At 65.5% G+C, this 23,957-nt stretch carries 19 protein-coding genes and 1 pseudogene; 16 read left to right on the forward strand and 4 right to left on the reverse strand.

The features are described from left to right. Positions 1-34 precede the first annotated feature (34 nt). On the reverse strand, positions 35-1,339 hold the full coding sequence (locus FXB38_RS18595) for a PQQ-dependent sugar dehydrogenase (protein WP_148752613.1): 1,305 nt from the start codon (positions 1,337-1,339) through the stop codon (positions 35-37). A 205-nt stretch (positions 1,340-1,544) separates the two neighbouring features. On the opposite strand from FXB38_RS18595, the gene FXB38_RS18600 reads away from it, so the two are divergent. The 4 genes from FXB38_RS18600 to FXB38_RS18615 all read left to right on the forward strand — a co-directional run bounded on the left by FXB38_RS18600 (position 1,545) and on the right by FXB38_RS18615 (position 4,948). Next, positions 1,545-2,738: a urate hydroxylase PuuD gene (locus FXB38_RS18600; RefSeq protein WP_187434973.1), complete on the forward strand. Its 1,194-nt coding sequence runs from the start codon at positions 1,545-1,547 to the stop codon at positions 2,736-2,738. A gap of 157 nt (positions 2,739-2,895) precedes the next feature. Continuing rightward, positions 2,896-3,753: a VOC family protein gene (locus FXB38_RS18605; RefSeq protein WP_148752437.1), complete on the forward strand. Its 858-nt coding sequence runs from the start codon at positions 2,896-2,898 to the stop codon at positions 3,751-3,753. 317 nt (positions 3,754-4,070) lie between these two features. Further along, positions 4,071-4,673: a hypothetical protein gene (locus tag FXB38_RS18610; RefSeq protein ID WP_148752438.1), complete on the forward strand. Its 603-nt coding sequence runs from the start codon at positions 4,071-4,073 to the stop codon at positions 4,671-4,673. Next, positions 4,670-4,948 (forward strand): HGGxSTG domain-containing protein, encoded by a 279-nt coding sequence (locus FXB38_RS18615; protein ID WP_246229975.1) that lies wholly within the window; start codon positions 4,670-4,672, stop codon positions 4,946-4,948. The genes FXB38_RS18610 and FXB38_RS18615 overlap by 4 nt, the downstream gene beginning before the upstream one ends. Before the next feature lie 97 nt (positions 4,949-5,045). Here FXB38_RS18615 and FXB38_RS18620 read toward each other — a convergent pair whose 3' ends face one another. Next, positions 5,046-5,783, reverse strand: a complete 738-nt coding sequence (locus FXB38_RS18620; RefSeq protein WP_148752439.1) for a metallophosphoesterase family protein — start codon at positions 5,781-5,783, stop codon at positions 5,046-5,048. A gap of 324 nt (positions 5,784-6,107) precedes the next feature. On the opposite strand from FXB38_RS18620, the gene FXB38_RS18625 reads away from it, so the two are divergent. Both FXB38_RS18625 and FXB38_RS18630 read left to right on the forward strand, forming a co-directional pair. Beyond that, positions 6,108-7,619 (forward strand): CYTH and CHAD domain-containing protein, encoded by a 1,512-nt coding sequence (locus FXB38_RS18625; protein ID WP_148752440.1) that lies wholly within the window; start codon positions 6,108-6,110, stop codon positions 7,617-7,619. 87 nt (positions 7,620-7,706) lie between these two features. Next, the gene (locus FXB38_RS18630) at positions 7,707-9,326 is read left to right on the forward strand and encodes an inorganic phosphate transporter (RefSeq protein WP_148752441.1); all 1,620 of its coding nucleotides are present in this window, start codon (positions 7,707-7,709) and stop codon (positions 9,324-9,326) included. Here FXB38_RS18630 and FXB38_RS18635 read toward each other — a convergent pair. Then, positions 9,327-9,452: pseudogene (locus tag FXB38_RS18635) on the reverse strand (IS5/IS1182 family transposase); the annotation flags it as partial. Positions 9,453-9,519: 67 nt separating this feature from the next. Between FXB38_RS18635 and FXB38_RS18640 the strand changes: the two are divergent. From FXB38_RS18640 to FXB38_RS18680, 9 genes are all read left to right on the forward strand, one after another. Next, positions 9,520-10,491: an MBL fold metallo-hydrolase gene (locus tag FXB38_RS18640; protein ID WP_148752442.1), complete on the forward strand. Its 972-nt coding sequence runs from the start codon at positions 9,520-9,522 to the stop codon at positions 10,489-10,491. A gap of 354 nt (positions 10,492-10,845) precedes the next feature. Then, complete coding sequence (locus FXB38_RS18645; RefSeq protein ID WP_148752443.1) at positions 10,846-12,093, forward strand: MFS transporter; 1,248 nt, start codon at positions 10,846-10,848, stop codon at positions 12,091-12,093. A gap of 102 nt (positions 12,094-12,195) precedes the next feature. Continuing rightward, positions 12,196-13,389, forward strand: coding sequence for a M20/M25/M40 family metallo-hydrolase (locus tag FXB38_RS18650; protein WP_148752444.1), 1,194 nt, complete (start codon positions 12,196-12,198; stop codon positions 13,387-13,389). 40 nt (positions 13,390-13,429) lie between these two features. Continuing rightward, the gene (locus tag FXB38_RS18655) at positions 13,430-14,518 is read left to right on the forward strand and encodes a mandelate racemase/muconate lactonizing enzyme family protein (protein ID WP_148752445.1); all 1,089 of its coding nucleotides are present in this window, start codon (positions 13,430-13,432) and stop codon (positions 14,516-14,518) included. Positions 14,519-14,617: 99 nt separating this feature from the next. Next, positions 14,618-15,766 carry an amidohydrolase gene (locus FXB38_RS18660; RefSeq protein ID WP_148752446.1) on the forward strand — a complete coding sequence of 383 codons (1,149 nt, stop codon included), beginning with the start codon at positions 14,618-14,620 and terminating at the stop codon, positions 15,764-15,766. 68 nt (positions 15,767-15,834) lie between these two features. Beyond that, positions 15,835-16,986: a caspase family protein gene (locus FXB38_RS18665; protein WP_148752447.1), complete on the forward strand. Its 1,152-nt coding sequence runs from the start codon at positions 15,835-15,837 to the stop codon at positions 16,984-16,986. A 224-nt stretch (positions 16,987-17,210) separates the two neighbouring features. Beyond that, positions 17,211-18,641: a sodium:solute symporter family protein gene (locus FXB38_RS18670; protein WP_148752448.1), complete on the forward strand. Its 1,431-nt coding sequence runs from the start codon at positions 17,211-17,213 to the stop codon at positions 18,639-18,641. Further along, complete coding sequence (locus tag FXB38_RS18675; protein WP_187434974.1) at positions 18,638-19,843, forward strand: sialidase family protein; 1,206 nt, start codon at positions 18,638-18,640, stop codon at positions 19,841-19,843. The genes FXB38_RS18670 and FXB38_RS18675 overlap by 4 nt, the downstream gene beginning before the upstream one ends. Positions 19,844-19,847: 4 nt before the next feature. After that, positions 19,848-20,525, forward strand: coding sequence for an SDR family NAD(P)-dependent oxidoreductase (locus FXB38_RS18680; protein WP_148752449.1), 678 nt, complete (start codon positions 19,848-19,850; stop codon positions 20,523-20,525). Positions 20,526-20,541: 16 nt separating this feature from the next. On the opposite strand, the gene FXB38_RS18685 is transcribed toward FXB38_RS18680, so the two are convergent. Next, a complete protein-coding gene (locus FXB38_RS18685) occupies positions 20,542-23,649 on the reverse strand; it encodes a DEAD/DEAH box helicase (RefSeq protein WP_187434975.1) in 3,108 nt (1,035 codons plus the stop codon). On the opposite strand from FXB38_RS18685, the gene FXB38_RS42800 reads away from it, so the two are divergent. Then, complete coding sequence (locus tag FXB38_RS42800; RefSeq protein WP_187434976.1) at positions 23,648-23,845, forward strand: hypothetical protein; 198 nt, start codon at positions 23,648-23,650, stop codon at positions 23,843-23,845. The two genes, FXB38_RS18685 and FXB38_RS42800, sit on opposite strands and share 2 nt — an antisense overlap. Positions 23,846-23,957 lie beyond the last annotated feature (112 nt).

Here is a 23,957-nt window from a genome sequence, read left to right on the forward strand (position 1 = left end):
TCTCTCCCTGCACGCGCGAGAGGCGAGAGCCACATCAGTGCGTCACCCGCCAGATCGTGCCGCCCGTATCTTCCGAGACCAGCAGTGCGCCATCCTTCGCCACCGCGATGCCGACCGGCCGTCCCCACACTTGTGCGTCGTTCACGACAAAGCCGGTGACGAAATCCTCGTACTCTCCGGTCGGCTTGCCGTCTTTCATCTTGATACGGATCACCTTGTAGCCGGTGCGCTTCGACCTGTTCCAGGAGCCGTGCTCGGCGGCGAAGGCGTCGCCCTGGTACTCGGACGGAAACTGCGTGCCCTGGTAGAAGGTCATGCCGAGCGAGGCCGAATGCGCCTGCACCAGCACATCAGGGATCGTCACCTTGTCCTTGAGGTCCGGCCGCGCGCCGGCGTGACGCGGGTCTTCATGGTTGCCGATGTAGAACCATGGCCAGCCGTAGAACGCGCCTTCCTTCACGCTGGTCACGTAGTCGGGCACGAGATCGTCGCCGAGACCGTCGCGCTCGTTGGTCGAGCACCAGGGCAGCCCGGTCTGCGGCTGGATCGCGAGACCGACACAGTTGCGGATGCCGGTGGCGTAGAGCTTGCGGTCCTTGCCTTCGGGGTCGAAGGAGAGTACCGCCGCACGCTCGGCCTCATAGCCCCAGGACGCACCAACGGCTTGCGTTCGCGACCAGGCCTCGAGCCCGCCGGGCGGACTCCCCATGCCTTCGGCGACATTGCTGGCGGAGCCGACCGACACCAGCATGCGCTTGCCATCGGGCGTGAACACGATGTCGCGGGTGGAATGCCCCGACCCGTGCGCCAGGTTCGCCACCACGATTTCGGGCTTGCCCGACGCCTTCAGGTCACCGGCGTGATAGGGAAAGCGCACGACGTTGCCGGCATTGGCGACATAGACCCATTGCGGATCGTCGCCGTTCGGGAAGAAGGCGATGCCGAAAGGACGGTTAAGCCCGCTGGCAAAGAGCTCGTTGGTCGCAACCTTGGCGCCGCCCTCCCCAAGGCGGAGCACCCGAATGCGCCCGGGCCCGGTCTCCGCAACGAAAATGTCGCCATTAGGCGCTACCCGCAGCACGCGCGGATCGGAGAGACCGTCAGCCAACAGCTCGATCCTGAATCCCTGGGGCACCAACGGCGTGGCGCTGCCACGCGACGTCACGCGCGTGGCATTGGAGACCGACGGCGATGCTCCGGGCTTGGGCAGGTCATCAGGGCGGATCAGCCTGACGGTGCCGGGCTTGTCGGCCTGCCAGCTGCCATAGGCATCCTTGCCTTGCAGCACGGGCTCGGCTCGTGCACCGGCGCAGGCCACCAACAGCCAAGCGGGCACCATCACGTGCGAAACACGAATTGTCACGTCGCCTTCCTCCCGGACTTTTCTGCCAAATCCCACGTCAGCTCATGCCCGCACGATGTGCATTTGGTATGACCCATCGTACTGGAAAACAACGCGGATCGGTGCGACAGATTGTAAGGGCACGGCCGCCGGTTGCGGTCATCAAAGCTGCGGCATCGATGTCGCGATTGATGGGGTGATCATGTGGGGATCGATCTTATCGGAATGGGCGAGCCTGCTGCTGCGCTGGCTGCATGTGGTGGCGGCGATCGCCTGGATCGGCAGCTCGTTCTATTTCATCGCCCTCGACCTCAGCCTCAAGCCTAAGAGCGACTTGCCCGACGGCGTCCAAGGCGAGGCCTGGCAGGTCCATGGCGGCGGCTTCTACCGGATCATGAAATATCTGGTGGCGCCGACCCAGATGCCGAACGAGCTCACCTGGTTCAAATGGGAGGCCTACACCACCTGGCTGTCCGGCTTCGCGCTGATGGTGGTGGTGTACTATCTCGACGCCGATCTGTTCCTGGTCGACAAGTCGATTCTCGACCTGACGCCGACCCAGGCAGGGCTGTTCAGCTTCTGTAGTCTCGCGCTGGCGTGGCTGCTTTACGAGGCTGCCTGCCGCACCGGGCTCGCACAGCGCGAGCTCCCGTTTGCCATCGGCGGCTATCTGTTCCTGGTCGCACTGACCTACGCCTTCACCCATGTGCTGAGCGGACGCGGCGCCTTCAACCAGATCGCGGCGATCATCGGCACCATCATGGTCGCCAACGTGTTTGCGGTGATCATCCCGAACCAGAAGAAGATCGTCGCCAGCCTGATCGCGGGCCAGGCGCCCGACCCGAAACTCGGCAAGACCAGCAAGGAGCGATCGGTCCACAACAATTATCTGACGCTGCCGGTCGTCGTGCTGATGATCAGCAACCACTATCCCCTGCTCTATGCCACGCGCTTCAACTGGATCATCGTTGCGATCGTGCTGGCGCTGGGACCGGTGATCCGCCACTTCTTCAACGAGGGGCATGCGGGGCGCAAATCACCGTGGTGGGTGTGGGGCGTCGCAGCAGCGGGCGCGATCGCGATCCTGTTCCTGTCTGCGGCCGGCCCGCGCGAGGCGAAGACGGGCGCGCTGTCGGCACAGCCGACGCTCGCCAATGTCGAGGAGATCGTGATGTCCCGCTGCAGCATGTGCCACGCGGCCGAGCCGGTCTGGGCCGGCATCGTGACCGCGCCGAAGGGCATCTTGCTCGACGCGCCCGAGCACATCCTTCGCAATATCCGCCTGATCGGGCGCGTGGCCGCCTGGTCCAATGCGATGCCGCCGGGCAACATCACCGAGATGACCAGCGAGGAACGCGCCATCCTCGCTGCCTATATCAGCGAGCAGGATCGCTGACGCCGTTGGCCTTCGCGTCGATGCAGCGTTTCGCGGAATGATATTCCGCATGTCCCGAAGATTTGAAAATGACTTGATCGCCTATCCGGCGTAGACAGGACCGGCGGCCACGGGCCGCCGTCCAAGCTCGGTTTGCATTCGTTGCGGGGAAATCACAGTGGCTCTCAAGAACATCATCGGTATCGACCACGCCGTGGTCATGGTGAAAGACCTCGACAAGGCCGCCGAAAATTACAGGCAGCTCGGCTTCACGCTGTCGCCGCGCGGCACCCACAGCGCCCACATGGGCACCGGCAACTACACCATCATGTTCGACCCGGACTATATGGAGCTGCTCGGCGTGCTGGTGCCAACCGAACACAACGCGCCTGCGCGCGCCTTTGTCGAGCGGCACGGTGAAGGCATCGAGCGCGTCGCCTTCACCGCGGTCGATTCCGCGGCCGGCGCCGAAGAAATCCGCGCGCGTGGCCTCACACCGATCGGTCCGACCGATTTCGAGCGGCCGGTCACGCTGCCTGATGGCACCGTCGCGGCCGCCAAATTCCGTACCTTCATGTGGCCGACGGCAGAAGCCCCCGGCGGCGTGCGCATCTTCGCCTGCCAGCACAAGACCCGCGAGACGGTGTGGATCCCCGAACTGATGACGCACGCCAATGCAGCGAAGCGGATCAGCGAGGTGCTGATCGCGACGCCCGAGGCCGCGAAGGAAGCGGCCCATCTGGCGCGGCTGATCGATCGCGAGCCGAAAATAGAGATCGACGGCGCGGTGACGGTGACATCGGGTGGCGACCGCGCCGACTTCGTTTATCTGACGCTCGACCAGCTCGGCCAACGCTATCCGGGCGTACCGCTCGCCGGCCTCTCCGAGCGCGGCGGCGCGGCGCTGGTGCTTGTCAGCGGCGATCTCGCCGCGACCGAGAAAACGCTGGGCTCGGCGGGCATCCGCAGTGGAGCCGCGGTCGTAGTGCCCCCGGCCAAGGCCAACGGCACCCTGCTCGCCTTCATTGCCGGCTGATTTGCCGCTCCCCGGACAAGACTCGCGAAAACAACCCCATGCACAGTAGCCGCCGCCAGTCAGAACCGGGACTTGCGGGGAGACGACTTACGTAATCCCGAAATTCCGTTTGACACGTCGGGCAAAACAGGCGCACGATGGCATCATCGCGACAATCGCCCGTGTCCACGCCCGCCCGATCCTGGGCGCGCTCGATACATGGCCGCGCGTAAGCTTCTCATCGACATCTGAACATCTCAACCGCCGCATAGCAGGCACGCGATCGGCTTCGCGCGGCCTGCGAGCCCTCGCGCCTGCACCGGTAAAGGACCCACCGCATGACGACACTTCCGACACTGACCGAGACGATGAACATCGCGCCAACCGATCATGCCCCGATCATCGCAAGCCCAAAGGTAAAACTCCGCCGCCGGCGCATCGTGATCGACCATCCCGACCCCAGCACCGGCGAAAAGCTGCTGGCCGAGGCGCTCGGCGCCGTCGATCGCGAGGCGCTGCATGGCCTGCTGAGCCAGCTGGTGAAAGCCAGCGCGGTTGCGTGCAGGCCGGACCAGGGCAATCTCGCCTTCATGGTCTCGATGCTGAAGAGCATTGCGCCAAAGGACTCGCTCGAGGCCATGCTGGCGGCGCAGATGGTGAGCATTCACGTCGCGTCGATGCGCTGCGCCTGCCGCCTCGCCTGCACCGACGACGTGCCACAGCAGGAAAGCCTCACGCGCGCACTGACCCGGCTGGCCCGCACCTATGCAGCCCAGATGGAGGCCCTGAACCGCCATCGCAGCAACGGCGCGTGTGCGATCACGGTGCAGAATTTGTCGGTGCAGGACGGCGGCAAGGCCGTCGTCGGCCATTTCACGCAACATGCGAGCCTGATCGCCGCGCAGCCGGGCCTGGCGGACACAGCGGCCGTCAGCGCGTGAGCCATGCCCGCAACACCGGCGCGATGCAAGCGAGCCTCCGTTGTGGCGCGCAAACACGCAACGGTGAAACTTGTCGCGCGCCGGCGCTGCGCGGCAAGGCGCGCTGCCGCATGCACGGCGGCGCTTGGGGATCGGGGGCGCCATTTGGAAACAGCAATGCCATCAAGCATGGCTTCTTCACCGGCGAGGCGATCGAAGAACGAAAGCTTGTCCGCGCGGTGTTGACGGAAGCAGAGGATTTGTTGCGCGAACTGTCTACCCGACGGCGCTGCTGAGGGAAGCGGCGCCATAGAAAGAGGTGTGTTGCCGTAGCGAAGGCTTACCCTCAAATCCACGCGGCGAGCCGCCTGGCCGGCGCATCTTCACTAACTCTCACCGTTCGACCCACCCCGTTGCAATCGCGCTTGCCCAAATCGGCATGCCTCTGCTGCGAGCGAGTTCAGCCATGGCCGTGCTGTCGTAGGGCACGTAGCGGAGCGTCGCGGACCAGCCTGCGCGGGCGCGCTCCAGAATGGCGTAGCAGGCGTGCGGGGTGCCGATCTCGACCACATAAGGAACAGGCGTCCGTCCATCGTAACCGGGCAATCCGACGCTGCCGGGATTGACGATCATTCGCCCGTCCCGCAGGCGGATCACCCGCGGGATGTGGGTGTGCCCGCAGAGAACGAGTTTTGCGTCGATGCCTTGGGCGCCGGCCTCGATCATGTCGATCGGGCTGGCGCGGACGCTGCCGTTGGCGGCGACGTAATCGAGCCAGAACGCGGCATCGTCCCTGGGGGCTGCATGACAAAGGAAGGCGTCCTCCCAATAGACAAGCGTCGGCGGCATGCTCTCCATCCAGTCGAAGTGTCTGCGCTCCAGTTGCTGGAAATCGCTGCGGGCCGATTTGCCGACCCGCGACAGGTCGACGAGAATGCGATCCTGGTCGCCCTGCACCGATGGAAAGCCCCGCGCGATCAGCAGATCCGCAGTCCGGGCCGCCTCGAGCGGGCCGCTGACGTGATCGCCGAGGTTCACGACGTCATTGATGCCGAGGTCGGCGATGTCCGCCAGCACCGCCTCAAGTGCCGGGCAATTTCCGTGGATGTCCGCGATCGCGGCAAATTTCATTGACCCCTCCTCTCTTCAGGACGGCCGACGACATTCCGGTGCGGGACGATGCAGACGTGACACTTCGCTTTAGCTGCATTTGGAGAAGCGCCCGCAAGCTGAGTGTCAAATCGGCGCTGTCCTCAAAACTATCACCGCCCGGCGCGCGCAAGCAAGCGACGGCTTGGGCCTCTTTCGGGTCACGCGCCTACCGCCTCCAACCGGCCGCTCTCCCGCCCGGTTCCGTGAAGCTTTCATGACGCCGCAGATCCAGATTGAAATGTCGGCAGCTCCGGAACTTCCCGCAGTTGCGCCACTTTGAATCGGGCAACGGAAGCTCTGACGATGAATGCTGAAACGGAACTGAAATTCCGCGTCGCACCGCGAAGCTTGTCATCCGTCTTGCGGACCGGCGCAAACGGACGTGGGCGCGAACGGGCAGAACAGGCGCTCGTATCGACCTACTACGATACGAGCAAGCACAAGCTCAGGCGGCATGGTCTCACGCTCCGGGTCCGCAAGGTTGACGGACGCTACGTGCAGACCGTGAAAGCGGGCAACGCGGGAAGCGTTACGCGCGGCGAATGGGAGAATGAGGTCGCAGGCGCGAGACCGGAGCTCGAGAAGGCGAGAAAGACGCCGCTCGAGGACCTCACGACCAAGAAACTTTCCCGCAAGCTCAAGCCGGTCTTCCGGACCGAGGTTCGTCGCACCACGCAGACCAGGCGGGTCCGAAACAGCCAGATCGAACTCGCCGTCGACCGCGGCCGGATCGGCGCGGGACCGCGGGCGCGGCCGATCGCCGAGCTCGAGCTGGAATTGAAGTCCGGAGACGTCGCAGACCTGTTCCGGCTGGCACGCAATGTCGAGCGCAAAGCGGGCGCCGAGCTCGATCTCCGTTCGAAAGGCGAACGAGGTTACCAGTACGCCACAGGCGGCGGCCGCGGGGCGCAACGCGCCGAACCGATCGAGCTGAAGTCCGAACTCTCGCCGCGCGATGCGTTCCGGGTTATCGCGCTTTCGACGCTGCGTCATTTCACGGCCAACGCCGATCCGGTGCGCGACCAGGACTCCGAGGGAGTGCATCAGATGCGCGTCGGCCTGCGGCGGCTGCGTGCGGCCATCTCGTTGTTCGACGATATCCTGCCACGGGCGAGCACAGCACGGGTGAAGACCGAACTAAAGTGGCTTACTGACGAACTGGCACCGGCACGTGAAATCGACGTGTTCTTGAAGGAAAGCGTTCAACCGGTCGCCGAAAAGGGCGTTCCGAAGCGGGGCGCGCGCGCGCTCCGCGAGAAATTCTCCAGACAACGAGCGGCGGCCTTCGGACGTGCCCGCAATGCGGTGACGTCGGCCCGTTACCGCCGCCTGCTGATCGACGTGATCGAGTGGATCGAAACTGGACAGTCTCGCGCCGATGATGACCGGTCGATCACCGCCTACGCCGCGGCAGTGCTCGACCGGCGCCTCCGGAAGGCTCGAAAGCAGGGCATGCGCCTGAACGATCTCGACGCGACGCAGCGCCACAAGCTGAGGATCAGGATCAAGAAGATCCGCTATGCCGTCGACTTCTTCAGAAGCCTCTACGGCAATCGCGCCCGGCAGCGGCTCGCGGATCTTTCCGACCGGCTGAAGCGGATTCAGTCTGCCCTCGGATCGCTCAATGACTTCATGGCGCACCGCGAATTGGCGATGGAAGCGGCGTTGGCAGCGCCGCCTGCGAACCGGCGCGCCCAGGCGTTCGCATCGGGATTCATCGTCGGCCAGGAACACGAGACCGCGGTCGGGCTGAGGAAGGACGCCGCGAAGGAGCTGCATCGGTTGCGGCGCCTGCGCGTCGATCCCGACGGCTGAGTCACAAATCTGAAAGCAGCGCCGGGACGCCGCGACGTCCGGGTTCACAGGGATCATTGCTGACCGACCGACCAACGAGCAATCCACATGTCCGATCTTGCACTGAACGATCGACCGCGGGGCTCCGAGTCCGCCGCGAAACCCGACCTCGATCGCAAGCCGCATGTGAGCGTGGTCGCGGCCTTCCTGCTCTTCCTGGTCAGCGGGATCGGCTACGCCGCCTATGGCGTGTTCACCGACACGCATAACGTGGGCGAGCCGCTTGCGCTCGGTGCTCTGCTCCTCCTCGGCGTCGCCCTCATGATCGCGCTCGGGTTTGAGTTCGTGAATGGATTCCACGACACCGCGAATGCGGTGGCGACCGTCATCTATACGCACAGCCTTCCACCGCTGACCGCGGTGATCTGGTCGGGCGCGTTCAATTTCCTCGGCGTGCTGGTCTCCACCGGTGCGGTGGCCTACAGCGTGATCACGCTCCTGCCCGTCGACCTGATCCTTAATGTCGGCAGCACCGCCGGTTACGCCATGATCTTTGCGTTGTTGATCGCGGCGATGATCTGGAATCTGGCGACGTGGTCGATGGGCATCCCGAACAGCTCCTCGCATTGCCTGATCGGCTCGATCATGGGAGTAGGCCTTGCCAACGAACTGGTCGCGCCCGCCGCGCAGGCGACTTCCGGCGTCGACTGGTCTCAGGCCGTCAGCGTGGGCAAGGCTCTCCTGTTCAGCCCGGCAGTCGGCTTCGCGCTGTCGGCTCTGCTGCTGCTCCTGCTGAAAGTCATCGTCCCCGTGCGTAAGCTGTACGAGGAGCCGAGAGGCAAGACGCCGTGGTGGATCCGCGGCATCCTGATCCTGACCTGCACCGGCGTGTCGTTTGCGCATGGCGGCAATGACGGGCAGAAGGGCATGGGCCTGATCATGCTGATCCTGATCGGCGTGGCACCGACGGCCTATGCGCTGAACCGGACCATGCCGGAGTCGAGCACGCCTGCATTCGTCGACATCGCCGCCAAGGCCAAGGACGTATTTGCAGGACAGGCGCAAGGCGCGCAGCAGGGCAATGCCAATGACGCGCGAGGCCTGATCGGCGACGCGCTCAAGAGGCGCGACCTGAACCGACCGGATGTATTTGCGGCATTGGCGGCCCTCTCGGACGACGTCGCCAACGGCGTGAAGAGCTACGGCTCGATCAGCCGCATCCCGGCCGCGGCGACGCCGAACATGCGCAACGACATGTATCTGGCCGCCGACGCCATCCGCCTGCTACCCGAGGCCGGTGCGAAATTCAGCGCCGGTGACGCCGCGATCCTGAAGGACTACCGCGCCAGCCTCGAATCCGGCACGCGCTTCATTCCGAACTGGGTCAAGATCTCGGTCGCGATCGCGCTCGGTCTTGGCACCATGGTCGGCTGGCGACGGATCGTCGTGACGGTCGGCGAGCGCATCGGCAAGCAGCACCTGACCTATGCGCAAGGCGCTTCGGCCGAGCTGGTGGCAGCCGGAACGATCCTGGGCGCGGAGTTCTACGGCCTGCCGGTGTCCACCACGCACATCCTGTCGAGCGGCGTCGCCGGCACCATGGCGGCCAATGGCTCCGGGCTGCAAACGCCGACGATCCGGAACATCGTGCTGGCGTGGATCCTCACCCTGCCGGCGGCGATGATCATCTCCGGCTGCCTGTATTTGATCTTCCGTTCTGTCATTTGACTAGGACGCGGACTCATTAAGGCGCAGCCATAGCCAGATCGACGCGAGTTGAACCAAGGCAAGATAGTTGGCGGCAAGCCTGTCGTAGCGCGTCGCCACCCGACGACATTGTGAAAATGACCCAAAGCCGACCTTGTGCAGTGCACATCCCCATTGATATGCTCGATCCATTCATCAGCGGGGAGTCCGAACGATGTCCGATATCTCGCGTCGGGACCTGACACTTGGCGCAGCCGGCGCTTATGCCGCGTTTGGACTCGACAAGCCGATCACGTTTGTCGACGCGGCTCACGCTCAACAGTCCGTCACTCAACCTTTCCGCAAATACAAGATCGGCGACATTGAAATCTTCTCTCTGATCGATGGCATGCGTGACGTTCCGCTGCGGGAGGGCATGGTCAGGAATGTCAGCGTCGAACAGGTCAAGACCGTGTTGCGTGGTGCCGGTTTTCCCGACAATAAGGCGCCCCTGCGGTTTATCGTCATGGCGCTCAAGCTGCGCGATCAAGTGGTCCTGATCGACTCGGGTACGGGCGGTCATCCGATTTATGGTGAAGGGAACGGCCGGTTATTCGAGAGCATGGCGGCGGCGGGCCTTGACCCCAAGGCAGTCAAGACGATCCTCATCTCCCATCTCCACGGCGACCACATTTATGGCCTCATGAGCAATGAGAGCGATGCGCAGGTCTTCCCGGATGCCGACATCGTGGTGCCCGCCGCGGAATTGAAATGGTGGACGCGCCCGGGGGTCGAGTCGATCGATCTCGGACCGACGCGCAAAGGCCTCGCCCAGCGAATTCAGGCCACGGTGGCGACTTGGAAAAACGTCAGGACCTTTGAGGGAGAACCAGAACTCCTGCCCGGTGTGCACGCCGTTCAGGCGCCCGGCCATAGCCCGGGAATGGTCGCGCATCTGGTCACCTCCGGCGGCGAACAGTTCCTGATCAGCGCTGACGTGGTCAATCTTGCGCCACACATTTCAACAAATCCCGAGTGGCAGCTCGCTATCGACCAGGATCCGCAAATGGCTGTCGAAACGCGAAGGAAGATCTTCGATCGCGCGGTCGCCGACAAGCTCACTATTTCGGGTACTCACTGGTTGATGCCGAACGTCGGCACGCTGGCCAAGGATGGCAACAGGTACGTATTCGTAGCCGAGGGGTAATATTCCCGCGACACTATCTGGTAGTTCGAACACGACTGCTGCTCGTAGCCGAGAACCGGTCGGCATCTGAGTCGGCTTGTTGTCCCATCGCGACATATTGCGCCGCCGCACGAACTCAGCCGAACCCGGAATGGCTTTAGGCTGAATCAACCGGCCGCGGGCTCGTTCACCTCTCCCGCTTGCGGGCCCGCAAGCGAGGGAGGGAGCGCATCTCGCTCGTTGCGACATCGAGCCTGCGCTTTAGGTCTGAGATTTCCGCTGCACAATCCGGAATGATGGGGCTGCAGCTGCCGCCATTGGCACGCCTTCGCCAATCATGTACCCCACCCAAAATACTCTTGGGACGGGACGCTCATGACCACCGCCACCACTGACGATGCGGGTGACAGCACCCGCGCGCTGATCTTTGCGCTGGTGGCGCTCGCCTGCGGGCACATGCTGTCGACCTTGCTGCGCACGATCCCGGCGCTCAGCCTCGATCTGATGGCGGCGGATTTCCACGTGCAGCCACAGGCGCTGGCGAGCCTCACCTCGGTCTATCATTTCGCCTTTGCGGCGTCGCAGATCCCGGTCGGCGCGGCGATGGATCGCTTTGGCGTGCGGCCGGTGTCGCTGAGCCTGCTCGCTGGCACCGTGGTCGGCGCGATCGCGTCGGGCTTTGCGACGGGGCCTTCGAGCTTTGCGTTCGGGCAGTTGCTGCTGGGGATCGCCACCTCTGGTATGCTGATGTGCCCGATGACGCTGGCGGCCAAGCAATTGTCGGCGGCGCGGTTCGGGCTGTGGTCGGGCGCGATCCTGTCGATCGGCAACATCGGAATGCTGCTGTCGTCGAGTCCGCTCGCTTTCGTGGTCGATCACTACGGCTGGCGCGCCGGGTTCTGGATCGCAGCAGCCGGCGGCGTCGTGGTCGCGCTCGCCGTGCTCGCGCTGGTGCCGAACCAGCCGGCCGAGCACAAGGACGAGGCTTCGCCGCTCTCGCAGATGATCGAGGTGCTCAGGCTCGGCCTGTCGCGGCCGTTGCGTGGACTGATCGCCCTGGCGCTGGTGTCGCTGGCGACCTCGCTGGTGCTGCGCGGATTGTGGGGCGGACCGTGGCTGATGCAGATCAAGGGATTGACGCGGGTCGAGGCCGGCAACCAGCTCGGCGCCTACACGCTGGCGATGATCGCGGGCCCGCTTCTGATGGGCATGATTGACCGCAAGGTCGGCCGCCGCCGCGAACTGGTGGCCGGCACGCACACGGTCGCGGCGCTGCTGGTGGTGCTGATGGCGCTCGGCGCGCCGCATTATGCGGTTGCATGGCTGTTCGGCGTGGCGGTCATGCCGCCGCAATACGATCTCGTGCTGTTCGTGCTGATCGGGCTTGCGACGTCCGCGCAGCCTCTGCTGTTCGGCATGTGCCGGCAACTGGTCGACGCGCAAGTAGCGGGCAAGGCGCTGGCGGCGGTGAACCTCGCCTTCTTCCTCGGCACCGCCCTGATGCAGTCGACCACCGGCGCGGTCGCGGCGTTTGCGGGGCTGCCGGCGGTGCTGCTGTTCATGGCGGCGGCGCTTCTCGTGGGGGTGATGGTCTTTTTGACTTGTACCTCGCCGCGTTCGTAGGATGGGCAGAGCGAAAGCGAAACCCATCATTCTTGCCGGAAATGATGGGTTTCGCGAAGAGCTCTACCCATCCTACGAGTCTGCGCATCAAGGAAATGGATCATGCCTGTCGACACCAAAGCCGCCACCGACCGCCTCATGCGCTTCCTCGCGATCGAGGGCGTCACCGGACAGGAGGCGGCGATCGGGCGTGAGCTCACCGCCGCGCTGAAGGAGAGCGGCGTGCCGGCCAAGGCGATCCGGCTCGACGATGCCAACACCCGCATTCCCGTGCCGACCGAGACCGGCAACCTCATCGTCGACCTGCCCGGCCGCGGCGCCCTGCACAACCAGCCGCGCATCATGTTCATGACCCACATGGACACCGTGCCGCTCTGCGCCGGCGCCAGGCCGAGGAAATCCGGCCGCAGAATCGTCAACGAGGCCAGGACCGCGCTGGGCGGCGACAATCGCTGCGGCTGCGGCGTGCTGGTGACGCTGGCGGCCGAGCTCGAGAAGCAGAAGCTCGACCATCCGCCGATCACGCTTTTGTTCTGCGTGCGCGAGGAGAGCGGGCTCTACGGCGCGCGCCACGTCAAGCTGGACGAGCTCGGCTCGCCGGTGATGGCCTTCAACTATGACGGCGGCCCAGCCTCCAATGTCACCATCGGCGCCGTCGGTGCCGATCGCTGGAGCGTCGAGATCCTTGGCCGCGCCTCGCATGCCGGCGTCGCGCCGGAGCGCGGCATCTCCTCGACCATGATCATGGCGCTGGCGCTGGCCGACGTGAAGGCCGGCGGCTGGTTCGGCAAGGTGGTGAAGGGCAAGCGGCAGGGCACCAGCAATGTCGGCCCCGTCACCGGCGGCGAGGGCCGCCCCGCGGGCGATGCCACCAATGTCGTCACCGACTACGTCCATGTGCGCGGCGAAAGCCGCAGCCATGACGGAAAGTTCTTCAAGGAGATCACCAAGGCCTACAAGGCCGCGTTCGCGAAGGCGGCCAAGAAGGTGACGAATGCGCAAGGAAAGTCCGGCAAGATCAAGTTCAAGGCCGAGACCGACTATTATCCGTTCCGCATGAAGGACAGCCAGCCCGTGATCAAGCGCGCGGTCGAGGCGGTGTCCGCGGTCGGCGGCACCCCGAACGTCCGCACCGCCAATGGCGGCCTCGACGCCAACTGGATGGTCCGCCACGGCGTTCCCACCGTGACCTTCGGCGCCGGCCAGAACGAGGCCCACACGATCGACGAGTGGATCAATCTCGACGAATACGACCGCGCCTGCGCGCTGGCCGTGCAGCTTGCGACGATGCGGTGATGGATTCGTACGAAACAAAAAACAAGAATCGGGAGGCCACATGCCACGCATCGCGACCATCGAGACCGGGCTCCACCGGATCCCCCTCCCCGTCACGCTGTCCGACTCCACCCATGGCGAGATCGCGGCGTTCGAGCTGATTACCTGCCGCATCCGCGATGCCGACGGCGCCGAGGGCGTCGGCTACACCTATACGGTCGGGCGCAATGGCGGCGCTGTCGCCGATATCCTGACGCGCGAGATCCCGCCGCTGGCCGAAGGACGCGAGGCCGACGACACCGAAGCCGTCTGGCATCACGTCTGGTGGGGCCTGCATTATGGTGGGCGCGGCGGCCCTGTGGTGCTGGCGCTGTCCGCGCTCGACATCGCGCTGTGGGATTTGAAGGCGCGGCGCGCCAGATTGCCGCTGTACCAGTTGCTCGGCGGTTTCGACGCACGCGTGCCATGTTACGCCGGCGGCATCGATCTCGATCTCCCGGTCGAGGCGCTGTTGAAGCAGACCGACGGCAATCTCGCAAAGGGCTTTCGCGCCATCAAGATGAAGGTCGGCCGGCCCGATCTCAAATCCGACGTTGCGCGCGTCGCGGCGATGCGGCAGCATCTCGGCGACGGCTTTCCGCTGATGGCGGATGCCAACATGAAGTGGACGGTCGAGGAGGCGATCCGCGCCGCCCGCGCCTTCGTGCCCTACGACCTCACCTGGCTGGAAGAGCCTGTTATCCCCGACGACGTCGCAGGCCACGCGCGCATCATGCAGGCCGGTGGCGTGCCGATCGCAGCGGGTGAAAATCTGCGCTCGCTGTGGGAGTTCAAGAACTACATCACATCAGGCGCGGTGTCCTATCCCGAGCCCGACGTCACCAATTGCGGCGGCGTCAGCACCTTCATGAAGATCGCGCGGCTGGCGGAGGCCTTCAACCTGCCCGTCACCAGCCACGGCGCCCACGACATCACCGTGCATCTGCTCGCGGCCTGCCCGAACCGATCTTACCTCGAGGCCCACGGCTTCGGTCTGGACACATACATCGAGCATCCGCTGGTGCTGGAGGACGGCAAGGCGCTCGCCCCGGCCCGCCCGGGCCACGGCATCAGCTTTGACTGGAACGGGCTGGCGAAGCTGGCGGCGTAGCACGCATTGCTGCACGCAAGGCATTCCCTGGCGCGGGGTGCACCGCGCGGATAATCCGCTAAGGTGCCGGCAGCCGTCACCCTTCGAGAGAGCCACGCCTTGACCCCCGAGCTGCACCAGAAACTGACCGCGTGGCGCCAGCATCTGCATGCCCACCCCGAACTGTCCTTGCAGGAAAAGGCGACGGCGGCCTTCGTGCAAGAGAAACTCACCGAGCTCGGGATTGCCTTCGAGGCCGGCATCGGCGGTCACGGCGTGGTCGCGACGCTGACGCGCGGGTCGGCGCATGGGCGCGTCGGCCTGCGCGCCGACATGGACGCGCTGCCGATCACCGAGGATACCGGGCTTGCCTACGCCTCGAAAACGCCCGGCGTGATGCATGCCTGCGGGCATGACGGACACACGGCCTCGCTGCTCGGTGCCGCTGCGCTGCTCGCCGCAGACACCAGCTGGAGCGGCACCGTCGACTTCATCTTTCAGCCGGCCGAGGAAGGCTTTGGCGGCTCGCGCGCGATGGTCGCGGCCGGACTGTTCGAGCGGTTCCCGATGGACCGCGTGTTCGGCTTCCACAACTGGCCGGGCCTAGAGGCCGGCACCATCGCGGTCCATGACGGCGCGGTCATGGCCTCCGGCGGACGCGTCACCATCACCATCGAGGGCCATGCGGGACACGCCGGCATGCCGCATCTGACCCGCGATCCGGTGATGGCCGCCGGCCATCTGATCGTGGCGCTGCAATCGATCGTGTCGCGCAGCGTCGATCCGCTCGACACCGCCGTGCTCTCGCTGTGCACGATCGAGGGCGGCACCGCGCCCAATCAAATCGCGGGCAAGGTCGTGATCCGCGGCACGCTGCGGCATCACCGCAATGACGTGAAGGACATCCTTCTCGCTCGCATCGCAGACATCTGCGCCGGCATCGCCACGAGCTTCGACGTCAAGGTCACGCCCGACATCGTCATGGGCGTCGGCGTGACGATCAACACGCCGGAGGAAGCCGGCTTCGCGCGCATGGCCGCGGACAAGGTGCGGGCGCCGGTGCGGCGCGATCTCGCGCCCAGCATGGCCGGCGAGGATTTCGCCTTCTATCTCCAGCAGCGTCCCGGCGCGTTTGTCTGGATCGGCAACGGACCCTTGCGCGACGGCGCCGAGCTGCACGGCCCGCGCTACGATTTCAACGACGCGATCCTCCCGGTGGCATCGACCTGGATGGCCGAAGTCGCCAGGACAGCGCTGTCGGCGAACTGAGGCGGCCCCGTGGCTCCCCCGGATCGGTTGCGCTAGGATCAAAGCTCCTTCGAACCAGCGAGATCCGGATGAACCGGCGCGAATTCGTGTCAAGGTTGACGGCGGCAACCGCGTTTGCGGGCGTGGCGTCGCTGGCGGCAGCAGCGGAAGGCAGGCGGGTCGCGCTGGTCATCGGCAACGGTGCCTACAGCAACGTGCCCGCGCTGCTCAATCCGCCGAACGACGCGAGCGACATCGCCGCGGCGCTGAAGCGGCTTGGCTTCACCGTCTCCCTGGCGGCGAACGCCGGCTTCGACGAGATGCGCCGCGGCCTGATCGCATTAGGGCGTGACGCCGCCGGCGCCGACATGGCGGCTGTGTATTTCGCCGGCCATGGCATGGAGATCAATGGCGAGAACTGGCTGATCCCTGTTGACGCAGAACTGAAGCGCGACACCGACGCGGCGAATGAAGCCATCAACCTGCAAAGCGTGATGTTGCAGGTGTCGAACACCACGAGCCTTGGCCTCGTCATCCTCGACGCCTGCCGCAACAATCCGTTTGCCGCCAGGATGAATCGCTCGATTGCCACGCGGGCAGCCACCATGAGCGGGCTCGGCCGCATCGAGCCGGTCGGTAACGTTCTCGTCGCCTATGCCGCACGCGACGGCACCACGGCGCTTGATGGCGACGCCCGCAACAGCCCGTTTGCAGCGGCGCTCCTGCGCAACATCGAGCTGCCCGGCGTCGAGGTGACGTTCATGTTCCGCAACGTCCGCGACGACGTGATGGAGGCGACCCGCAACGCGCAGCAGCCGTTCGTCTACGGTTCGCTGTCGCGCCAGGCGATCTACCTTGCCGGCCGGCCAACGGCCGGTGCCGATGGAGCGCCGAACCCGCTTCCGGCCGTCGCCTTGCCTGCTCCACAGCACACGCCGACCTCGCCAACGATCGATCCCGCGCTGGTCGGCACCTGGGAGATCATGGTGCCGAGCGGCCGCGGGCAGTCGCGCTGGATCTGGCAGATCATGGGCGACGGCACCTACAGATTCCACGCCGAGCCGCAGCGCTCGGCTCGTCCGCACGAAGGCACGATCACGGCCGCGAACGGCCACTGGACGCTGCACGCCCTCAGAGGCCTGTCGGGCTACAGCGACGGCGGCGCCTACGAGATCCGCAATGCGCTGGCTGTCATCACAGGCAAGCTGGGCACCGGCGCCTGGAAGCGCAGCGCCGAGTAGATGCTCCTGCGCGCGATGATGCGACCCGAACGGCCGCGTCATGGCTGCCACCCTGCTCGCTGGAACCCGGATGTCCCCGGCGCCTTGACGCGTGCGCTTGACGCACCGCGCCCGGGCAGCTTTAATGGATTACAAGAACATTTGTTCGCATTCCGAACATTCTGCCGTCGGGCAAAAGCGGGCTCACAACACCGCGTCCGGCACCACCAGAGGAAACGTCACCGATGCAAGCCCTCCTCTCCGGCGAAAGCACGCTCGTCGTCACGATGATCGTCGCCTATATCGCCTTCACCTCCTGGCTCACGCTGAAGCTGCGCAGCCGGACCAGCGATCAGTTCATGACCGCGTCCCGCGCGATGCCGGCCGTCGTCGTCGGCGTGCTGATGATGTCCGAATTCGTCGGCGCCAAATCGACCGTCGGCACGGCGCAGGAAGCGTTCCAGTCCGGCATGGCGGCCGGGTGGGCCGTGCTCGGCGCCTCGCTCGGCTTCCTGCTGTTCGGCCTGTTGATGGTGAAGAAGCTGTACAATTCCGGCGAATACACCATCTCGGCCGCGATCGCGCAGAAATACGGCAAGTCGACCATGCTCACCGTCTCCGTGATCATGATCTATGCGCTGCTGCTGGTGAATGTCGGCAACTATGTCAGCGGCGCAGCCGCGATCGCCACCGCGCTGCATGTCAGCCTCCCCGTTGCGATGTGCATCATCGCTGCGGTTTCGACCTTCTACTATGTGTTCGGCGGGCTGAAAGGCGTCGCCTGGGTGACCATCCTGCACAGCGCCTTCAAGGTGGTCGGCATCATCATCATCGTCGCGGTCGCGATGTCGCTGACCGGCGGCATCGCGCCGATCAAGGCCAAGCTGCCGGCGTACTACTTCTCGTGGGACGGCAAGATCGGCTTCACGACGATCTTCGCCTGGACCTTCGGCACCGTCGGTGCGATCTTCTCGACGCAATTCATCGTCCAGGCGATCTCCTCGACGCCAAGCGCCGCCGAGGCCCGCAAGGCGACGTACTATGCCGCAGCGTTCTGCCTTCCGCTCGGCTTCCTGCTCGCGCTGATCGGGGTTGCCGCAAAATATCTCTACCCCGACATGAACAGCCTCTACGCGCTGCCGGTGTTTCTGGAGAAGATGCCGCCGCTGGCCTCCGCCTTCGTGACGACCTCGCTGGTCGCCTCGATCTTCGTCAGCGTCTGCACGGTGGCGCTCGCGATCGCCTCGCTCGTGGTGCGCGATTTCTACGTGCCGTACTGGAAGCCGACGCCGGAGCGCGAGCTGAAGATGACCCGCGTGTTCTCGATCGTGATCGCGATCGTGCCGCTCATCTTCGTGTTCTTTATTCCGGAGATCCTGAAGCTGTCGTTCTTCACGCGCGCGCTGCGCCTGTCGGTGACGATGGTGGCGATGATGGGCTTCTATCTGCCGCTGTTCGCCAGCAACCGCGGCGCCACCGCCGGCCTGATCGGCGCTGCCGTCGCGACCACGTTCTGGTACCTGCTCGGTAACCCCTTCGGCATCGACAACATGTACATCGCCGCCGCGTCGCCGCTGGTGGTGATGGCGATCGAGCGCATGGTGATGGGCCAGGCGCCCGCGGCCACGCCGCAGGCGGCGCAACCCAATGCTTTCGTGGAAAGGACTTCGACATGACCATCGGTGCCGAGGTCGCGATCGCCGACATCGAGGTCACCGCCGAGGGCACAGTTCGGCCGGCGGCCGGCGATCCCGACCGGTTCGACGCGTTCATTCCTTCGCCTTGCGTGCAGAACCACGCCGCCAACCTGATGCCGCTCGCCAATGGCGATCTCGCCTGCGTCTGGTTCGGCGGCACGCAGGAGGGCATGTCGGATATCTCGGTGTATTTCTCGCGGCTTCCGCGTGGCGCGACGCAATGGTCGGCGGCCGAAAAGCTGTCCGACGATTCCGGCCGTTCCGAGCAGAACCCGGTGCTGTTCCCGGCCCCCGACGGCACGCTGTGGCTGATGTGGACGGCGCAGCTGGCGGGCAACCAGGACACCGCGCTGATCCGCCGCCGCCTCTCGCGCGACCATGGCAAGAGCTGGGGCCCGATCGAGACGCTGTTTCCGGAGCATCGCGGCCGCGGCACCTTCATCCGGCAGCCAATCGTCGTGCTCGACAATGGCGACTGGCTGTTGCCGGTGTTCTATTGCCACAGCACGCCGGGCAAGAAATGGAACGGCGACGAGGACACCAGCGCGGTGAAGATCTCGTCCGATGCCGGTGCAACCTGGCGCGACATCGACGTCCCCGGCAGCCGCGGCTGCGTGCATATGTGCATCGAGCGCCTCGACGACGGCTCGCTGATTGCGGTCTATCGCAGCCGCTGGGCCGACAACATCTATCAGAGCCGCTCGACCGATCACGGCCGCAGCTGGTCGGCGCCGGTTGCGACCGCGTTGCCCAACAACAACTCCTCGATCCAGCTCACGCGGCTCGGCAACGGTCATCTCGCGCTGGTCTTCAACGATTCCAGCGCGAGGGATGCGAGCGGGCGCCGCCTGTCGCTCTATGACGAGATCGAGGACGACCTTCCGCCCGTGCTCGCCGGCGATGGCGGCAAGTCGGACGGACGCACCGCATTCTGGGGCGCGCGGCGGGCGCCGATGACGCTGGCGATCTCGACCGACGGCGGACGCTCGTGGGCCAAGCGCAACGTCGAGACCGGCGACGGCTATTGCATGACCAACAATTCGCGCGACCAGACCAATCGCGAGCTGTCCTACCCCTCCGTCAAGCAGACCGCCGACGGCGCGATCCACACGGCCTTCACCTTCCATCGCCGCGCGATCAAGTATGTGCGCGTGACCGAGCCATGGGTGAAGCGGGGCTGAGAGGATGGACAAGAGGCACGCACTCGTCACGGGCGCCAGTTCAGGCATTGGCGCTGCGATCGTCGAGCGCCTGTTGCGCGACGGTTGGCGCGTCACCGGGATCAGCCGGCGCCCTGTAACGTTCGACCATCCGGCGTTCGATCATCTGTCGCTTGACCTGAACGACGTCGACAGCATTGCAGGCGCCGTCGCGGGCCTCACACCGACGGCGCTCGTTCATGCCGCGGGCATGCTGAAGGTCGGTCCGCTGGGATCGCTGAGCCATGGCCACGGTGCTGCGATGTGGCGGCTGCATGTCGATGTCGCCGCACGCCTCGCCGACGCGCTGGCGCCGCGCCTGCCGCAGGGCGGGCGCATCGTCTTCATCGGCAGCCGCACCGCATCGGGCGCGGCCGGCCGCGGCCAATATGCCGCGACGAAAGCCGCGCTGGTCGCGATGGCGCGGTCGTGGGCGAGCGAGCTCGCGCCGCGCGGCATCACGGTGAATGTCGTTGCGCCCGCCGCGACCGAGACGCCGATGCTCAACGACCCGACGCGTGCCACTGTCGCGCCAAAGCTGCCGCCGATCGGCCGCTTCATTAGACCTGACGAAGTCGCAGCCGCCGTGGCGTTCCTGCTCTCGCCCGACGCTGCCGCCATCACCGGACAGCAGCTCGTCATTTGCGGCGGCAGCTCGCTCTGAGGCGGCAGCTCTCCCGTCACGCCTCGTCGAGCAGCTCGAACAATTCCTCGACCATGTCGAACGGGGCATCGCGCGTCTGGCTGTGGTAGACGACGCGATCGCCGTCGCGTTGCAGCGATTTTCCTTTCGACTTCCGCAACCGTCCCGGCAGGAACGTCGCGGCCACCGCGCTTTGCCCGACGTCGAGGCGGACGATGCCTCTGCGCTTGCAGTCGAGCCTCAGCCGCGCGGCTGCAAAGACGTCGCGCGCAGCCAGCGGCAAGGGTCCGAAGCGGCGCGAGGTCTCCTCCTCGAGATCGTCGAGGTCGTCCTCGCTTCCGCAGCGCGCGGCACGCGCATAGAGCTCCAGCCGCACCGGAGCGGATTGCACATAGCTCTCGGGAAGCATGTCCGCGACCGGCAGGTTGAGGTCGGGCACCCACACCACGGACCTGCCGTCATCGACTTTCTCCGAGGCCATTTTCAGAAGATGACTGTAGAGCACGGGGCCGAAGACCTGGACGTGGCCGGATTGCTGCTCCGAGAACAGATCGCCTGCGCCCCGGAGATCGAGGTCGCGCTCGCTGATGGCGAAGCCTGCGCCCGGCCGGCTGAACTCCTCCAGCACGGCCAGCCGCTTCTCGGACTGCCCCGAGGCCGACTCGGTCAGCAGAAATGCGAAGGCGCGGATGCCGCCGCGCCCGACGCGTCCGCGCAGCTGATGCAGCTGAGCGAGGCCAAACTTTTCGGGCCAGCACACCACGATGGTGTTGGCGCGCGGGATATCGAGGCCGCTCTCGACGATGTTGGTGGCGAGCAGGACGTCGGCGTTGCCTTCGACGAAGGTCATCATCCGGTCGTCGATCTCGTCGGCCGGCAATCTGCCGTGCAGGCAGACGATCTTGAGATCGGGCGCCACCGCCTGCACGCGCGCCAGCATGGGCTCGAGATCCTGGATGCGCGGGCAGATCAGGAAGCTTTGCCCGTGCCGCCGCTGCTCGCGCAGCAAGGCCGAGGCGATGGCGGCATCCGACAACGGCGCGATCTTGGTCGCGACCGGAAGCCGGTGCACCGGCGGCGAAGCGATGACACTCAGGTCCCTGAAGCCGGCAAGACCCGCGGCGAGCGTGCGCGGGATCGGCGTGGCGCTCATCCAGAGCGTATGCGCATTCCTGGCAAGCCCGGAAAGCTTTGCCTTCTCGGCGGCGCCAAAATGCTGCTCCTCGTCGATGATGACGAGACCGAGGTCATCGAATTTCACGTCCTTCGAGGTGAGCGCCTGCGTTCCGACCACGACCTTCACCCGGCCGCTGCGCAAGCCCTCCCTGGTCTCCCGCGTCTCGGCACCGGAGGTGGCGCGCGACAGGTTGCCGACCTCGATGTCAAAAGGCGCAAACCGCTTGCGGAAGGTCGCAACGTGCTGCCGCGCCAGCACCGTCGTCGGCACCGCGATCGCCACCTGCTTTCCCGACAGCACCACGGCGGCCGCCGCCCGCAGCGCCACCTCGGTCTTGCCGAAGCCGACATCGCCGCAAATCACCCGGTCCATGGGATGCCCCGACGCGAGATCATCCAGCACGTCGTTGATCGCCTTGGCCTGATCGATCGTCGTGAAATACGGAAAGCGCGCGACGAATTTTTCGTAGGCCGATCCCGGCGGGACCAGCTTGGCCGCCTTCCGCCGCTTGCGCTGGCTGATGTGCTTGGCGAGGGCCTTGCCGGCGAGCTGGATCTCCTGCTCGGCGGCGGTGCGGCGGGCCCACCATGTGCTGCCATCCGCCTTGTCGAGCGCGAGCTTGCCGCGCTCCGCTGAATAAGGCCACATCTGCGCCAGATCGGGCGGCGGCACCAGCACCGCGTTGTCGCCGGCGAAGGACAACCTGACCATCTCGCGCAAGGCGCCGCCGCCGGTGTTCACGGTCTGCAGGCCATCGAGCACGGCAAGGCCGCGCTGAAGATGCACGACCACCGTGCCCTGTTCCGGCACGTCGGCATGATCGAAGGCCGCGATCCAGCTTCGCGCCATCGGCTGCGGATGATGCGCACGGCTGCCGAGCACGTCACTCGCCGTCAGCACGATGGCAGCTTTCTTGCCTGGAATGACGAAGCCAGCGTCGAGATCGGCGATCAGCGCCACGTCGCGATGGCGCGCACTCGCGGCCTCGTCCCAATCCGCGACGCGCTCCGCGCGCACGCCGCTCATCCGCTCCATCGCGCGCAGATCTTCCTCCTGCGCCGCGACGAGGATCAGGCGCGAACCGGCGCGCCTGGTGTCCTCGACGAAGGCGCGCAGAGCCTTTCTGGCTGACGTCAGCTTGGAAAATTCCGGCGTCGGCTGGAACGGAGCGCTGCGCGGCAGCACCTTCATGCAACGGGTTGCCTGCTTCCAGTCGGGGCGTCCCAGATATTCGCGCTCCCTGTCCGCGCGACCCGCGCCTTCCTCGATCGTGCTCAGCCAGGCATCGGCATGCACCGACACGCCGGCATCCGCGATCCACTTGGCCTTGCCGCAATAGTCGAACAGCGTCGCGCGCTTGGCCCGGGCGCCAGCGATGGCGAGCCGCTCCGACATGGGATCGACGAGAAGCTCCCTGGTCTCGAAGATGATCTCGTGCTCTTTCGGATCGAATGCCACGATGCGGCGGATGGCGCGCGCGGAATGCTCCACCCGGAACGGACCCAGCGCGCCCGCGGGAAATATCTCGAAGGTCTGGCCGTGAAACAGGGCGCCGCCCGGATAATCCGGCTCGTCATCGAGGTCATAGCCCAGCTCTTCGAGACGGACGCGAAGCTCGCTCTCGGAGAAATGGCCGCCGACCTTCAAGCCCGTGTTCAAGCGCAACAGGCTCGCCGGCGTCGGCAGGCGCTCCATCACCGCTTCCGCCGTCGAGATGAGAAAGATCGGCTGCTTGGATTTTGCGAGGCGCCGCAGCACCGAGGCGCGACGGCCGGCGATCTCGCGCGATGGCTCCAGTTGATCGAACGGCAGGGTGTTCAGCCGCGGAAACACCAGCACTTCGCAGGACGGATCGAGTGCATGAATGACGCTGCCGAGCCGTTCTGCCCTGTTCTCGCTCTCGGCAAGGAACACGAGACCGCTGCGCCCGGATTCCTTCCACTGCGCCAGCAAATGCAGCGCCATCATGCCGAGCGGCGACGACGACGAGATCGTGGCGCGCTGCGAGCCCTTGCTCGTCGTCGGAGAACTTTTGCTTAGCGGGCGCCTGCTTGTCGAACTTTTGGCGGGCGAACGCTTTTTGGGCGAGCTTTTGACTTGCGAGCCCTTCTTTAGAGAACTCTTGTTTAGAGAACCCTTGGCTGGCCGCAGTTTCTTGGAATGACGCACGTTAATCCGTTTCTCGTCGTAGGCAGTCGTCAATGGCACGCGCAGCCGAGTTCGTCCCGATTCGGTCGCGGATGGTCATGCATATATGGGACAGGGCGCGCGAACGC

Origin of the sequence: Bradyrhizobium cytisi (assembly GCF_008123515.1) — a bacterium.
Lineage (GTDB): Bacteria > Pseudomonadota > Alphaproteobacteria > Rhizobiales > Xanthobacteraceae > Bradyrhizobium > Bradyrhizobium cytisi.

Coding starts and splice junctions, on each gene's coding strand:
- FXB38_RS18595 (WP_148752613.1), bottom strand. CDS start 1,339: ATGGTGCCCGCTTGGCTGTTGGTGGCCTGCGCCGGTGCACGAGCCGAG.
- FXB38_RS18600 (WP_187434973.1), top strand. CDS start 1,545: ATGTGGGGATCGATCTTATCGGAATGGGCGAGCCTGCTGCTGCGCTGG.
- FXB38_RS18610 (WP_148752438.1), top strand. CDS start 4,071: ATGACGACACTTCCGACACTGACCGAGACGATGAACATCGCGCCAACC.
- FXB38_RS18620 (WP_148752439.1), bottom strand. CDS start 5,783: ATGAAATTTGCCGCGATCGCGGACATCCACGGAAATTGCCCGGCACTT.
- FXB38_RS18625 (WP_148752440.1), top strand. CDS start 6,108: ATGAATGCTGAAACGGAACTGAAATTCCGCGTCGCACCGCGAAGCTTG.
- FXB38_RS18630 (WP_148752441.1), top strand. CDS start 7,707: ATGTCCGATCTTGCACTGAACGATCGACCGCGGGGCTCCGAGTCCGCC.
- FXB38_RS18640 (WP_148752442.1), top strand. CDS start 9,520: ATGTCCGATATCTCGCGTCGGGACCTGACACTTGGCGCAGCCGGCGCT.
- FXB38_RS18645 (WP_148752443.1), top strand. CDS start 10,846: ATGACCACCGCCACCACTGACGATGCGGGTGACAGCACCCGCGCGCTG.
- FXB38_RS18650 (WP_148752444.1), top strand. CDS start 12,196: ATGCCTGTCGACACCAAAGCCGCCACCGACCGCCTCATGCGCTTCCTC.
- FXB38_RS18655 (WP_148752445.1), top strand. CDS start 13,430: ATGCCACGCATCGCGACCATCGAGACCGGGCTCCACCGGATCCCCCTC.
- FXB38_RS18665 (WP_148752447.1), top strand. CDS start 15,835: ATGAACCGGCGCGAATTCGTGTCAAGGTTGACGGCGGCAACCGCGTTT.
- FXB38_RS18670 (WP_148752448.1), top strand. CDS start 17,211: ATGCAAGCCCTCCTCTCCGGCGAAAGCACGCTCGTCGTCACGATGATC.
- FXB38_RS18675 (WP_187434974.1), top strand. CDS start 18,638: ATGACCATCGGTGCCGAGGTCGCGATCGCCGACATCGAGGTCACCGCC.
- FXB38_RS18680 (WP_148752449.1), top strand. CDS start 19,848: ATGGACAAGAGGCACGCACTCGTCACGGGCGCCAGTTCAGGCATTGGC.
- FXB38_RS42800 (WP_187434976.1), top strand. CDS start 23,648: ATGCCGAGCGGCGACGACGACGAGATCGTGGCGCGCTGCGAGCCCTTG.
- FXB38_RS18685 (WP_187434975.1), bottom strand. CDS start 23,649: ATGATGGCGCTGCATTTGCTGGCGCAGTGGAAGGAATCCGGGCGCAGC.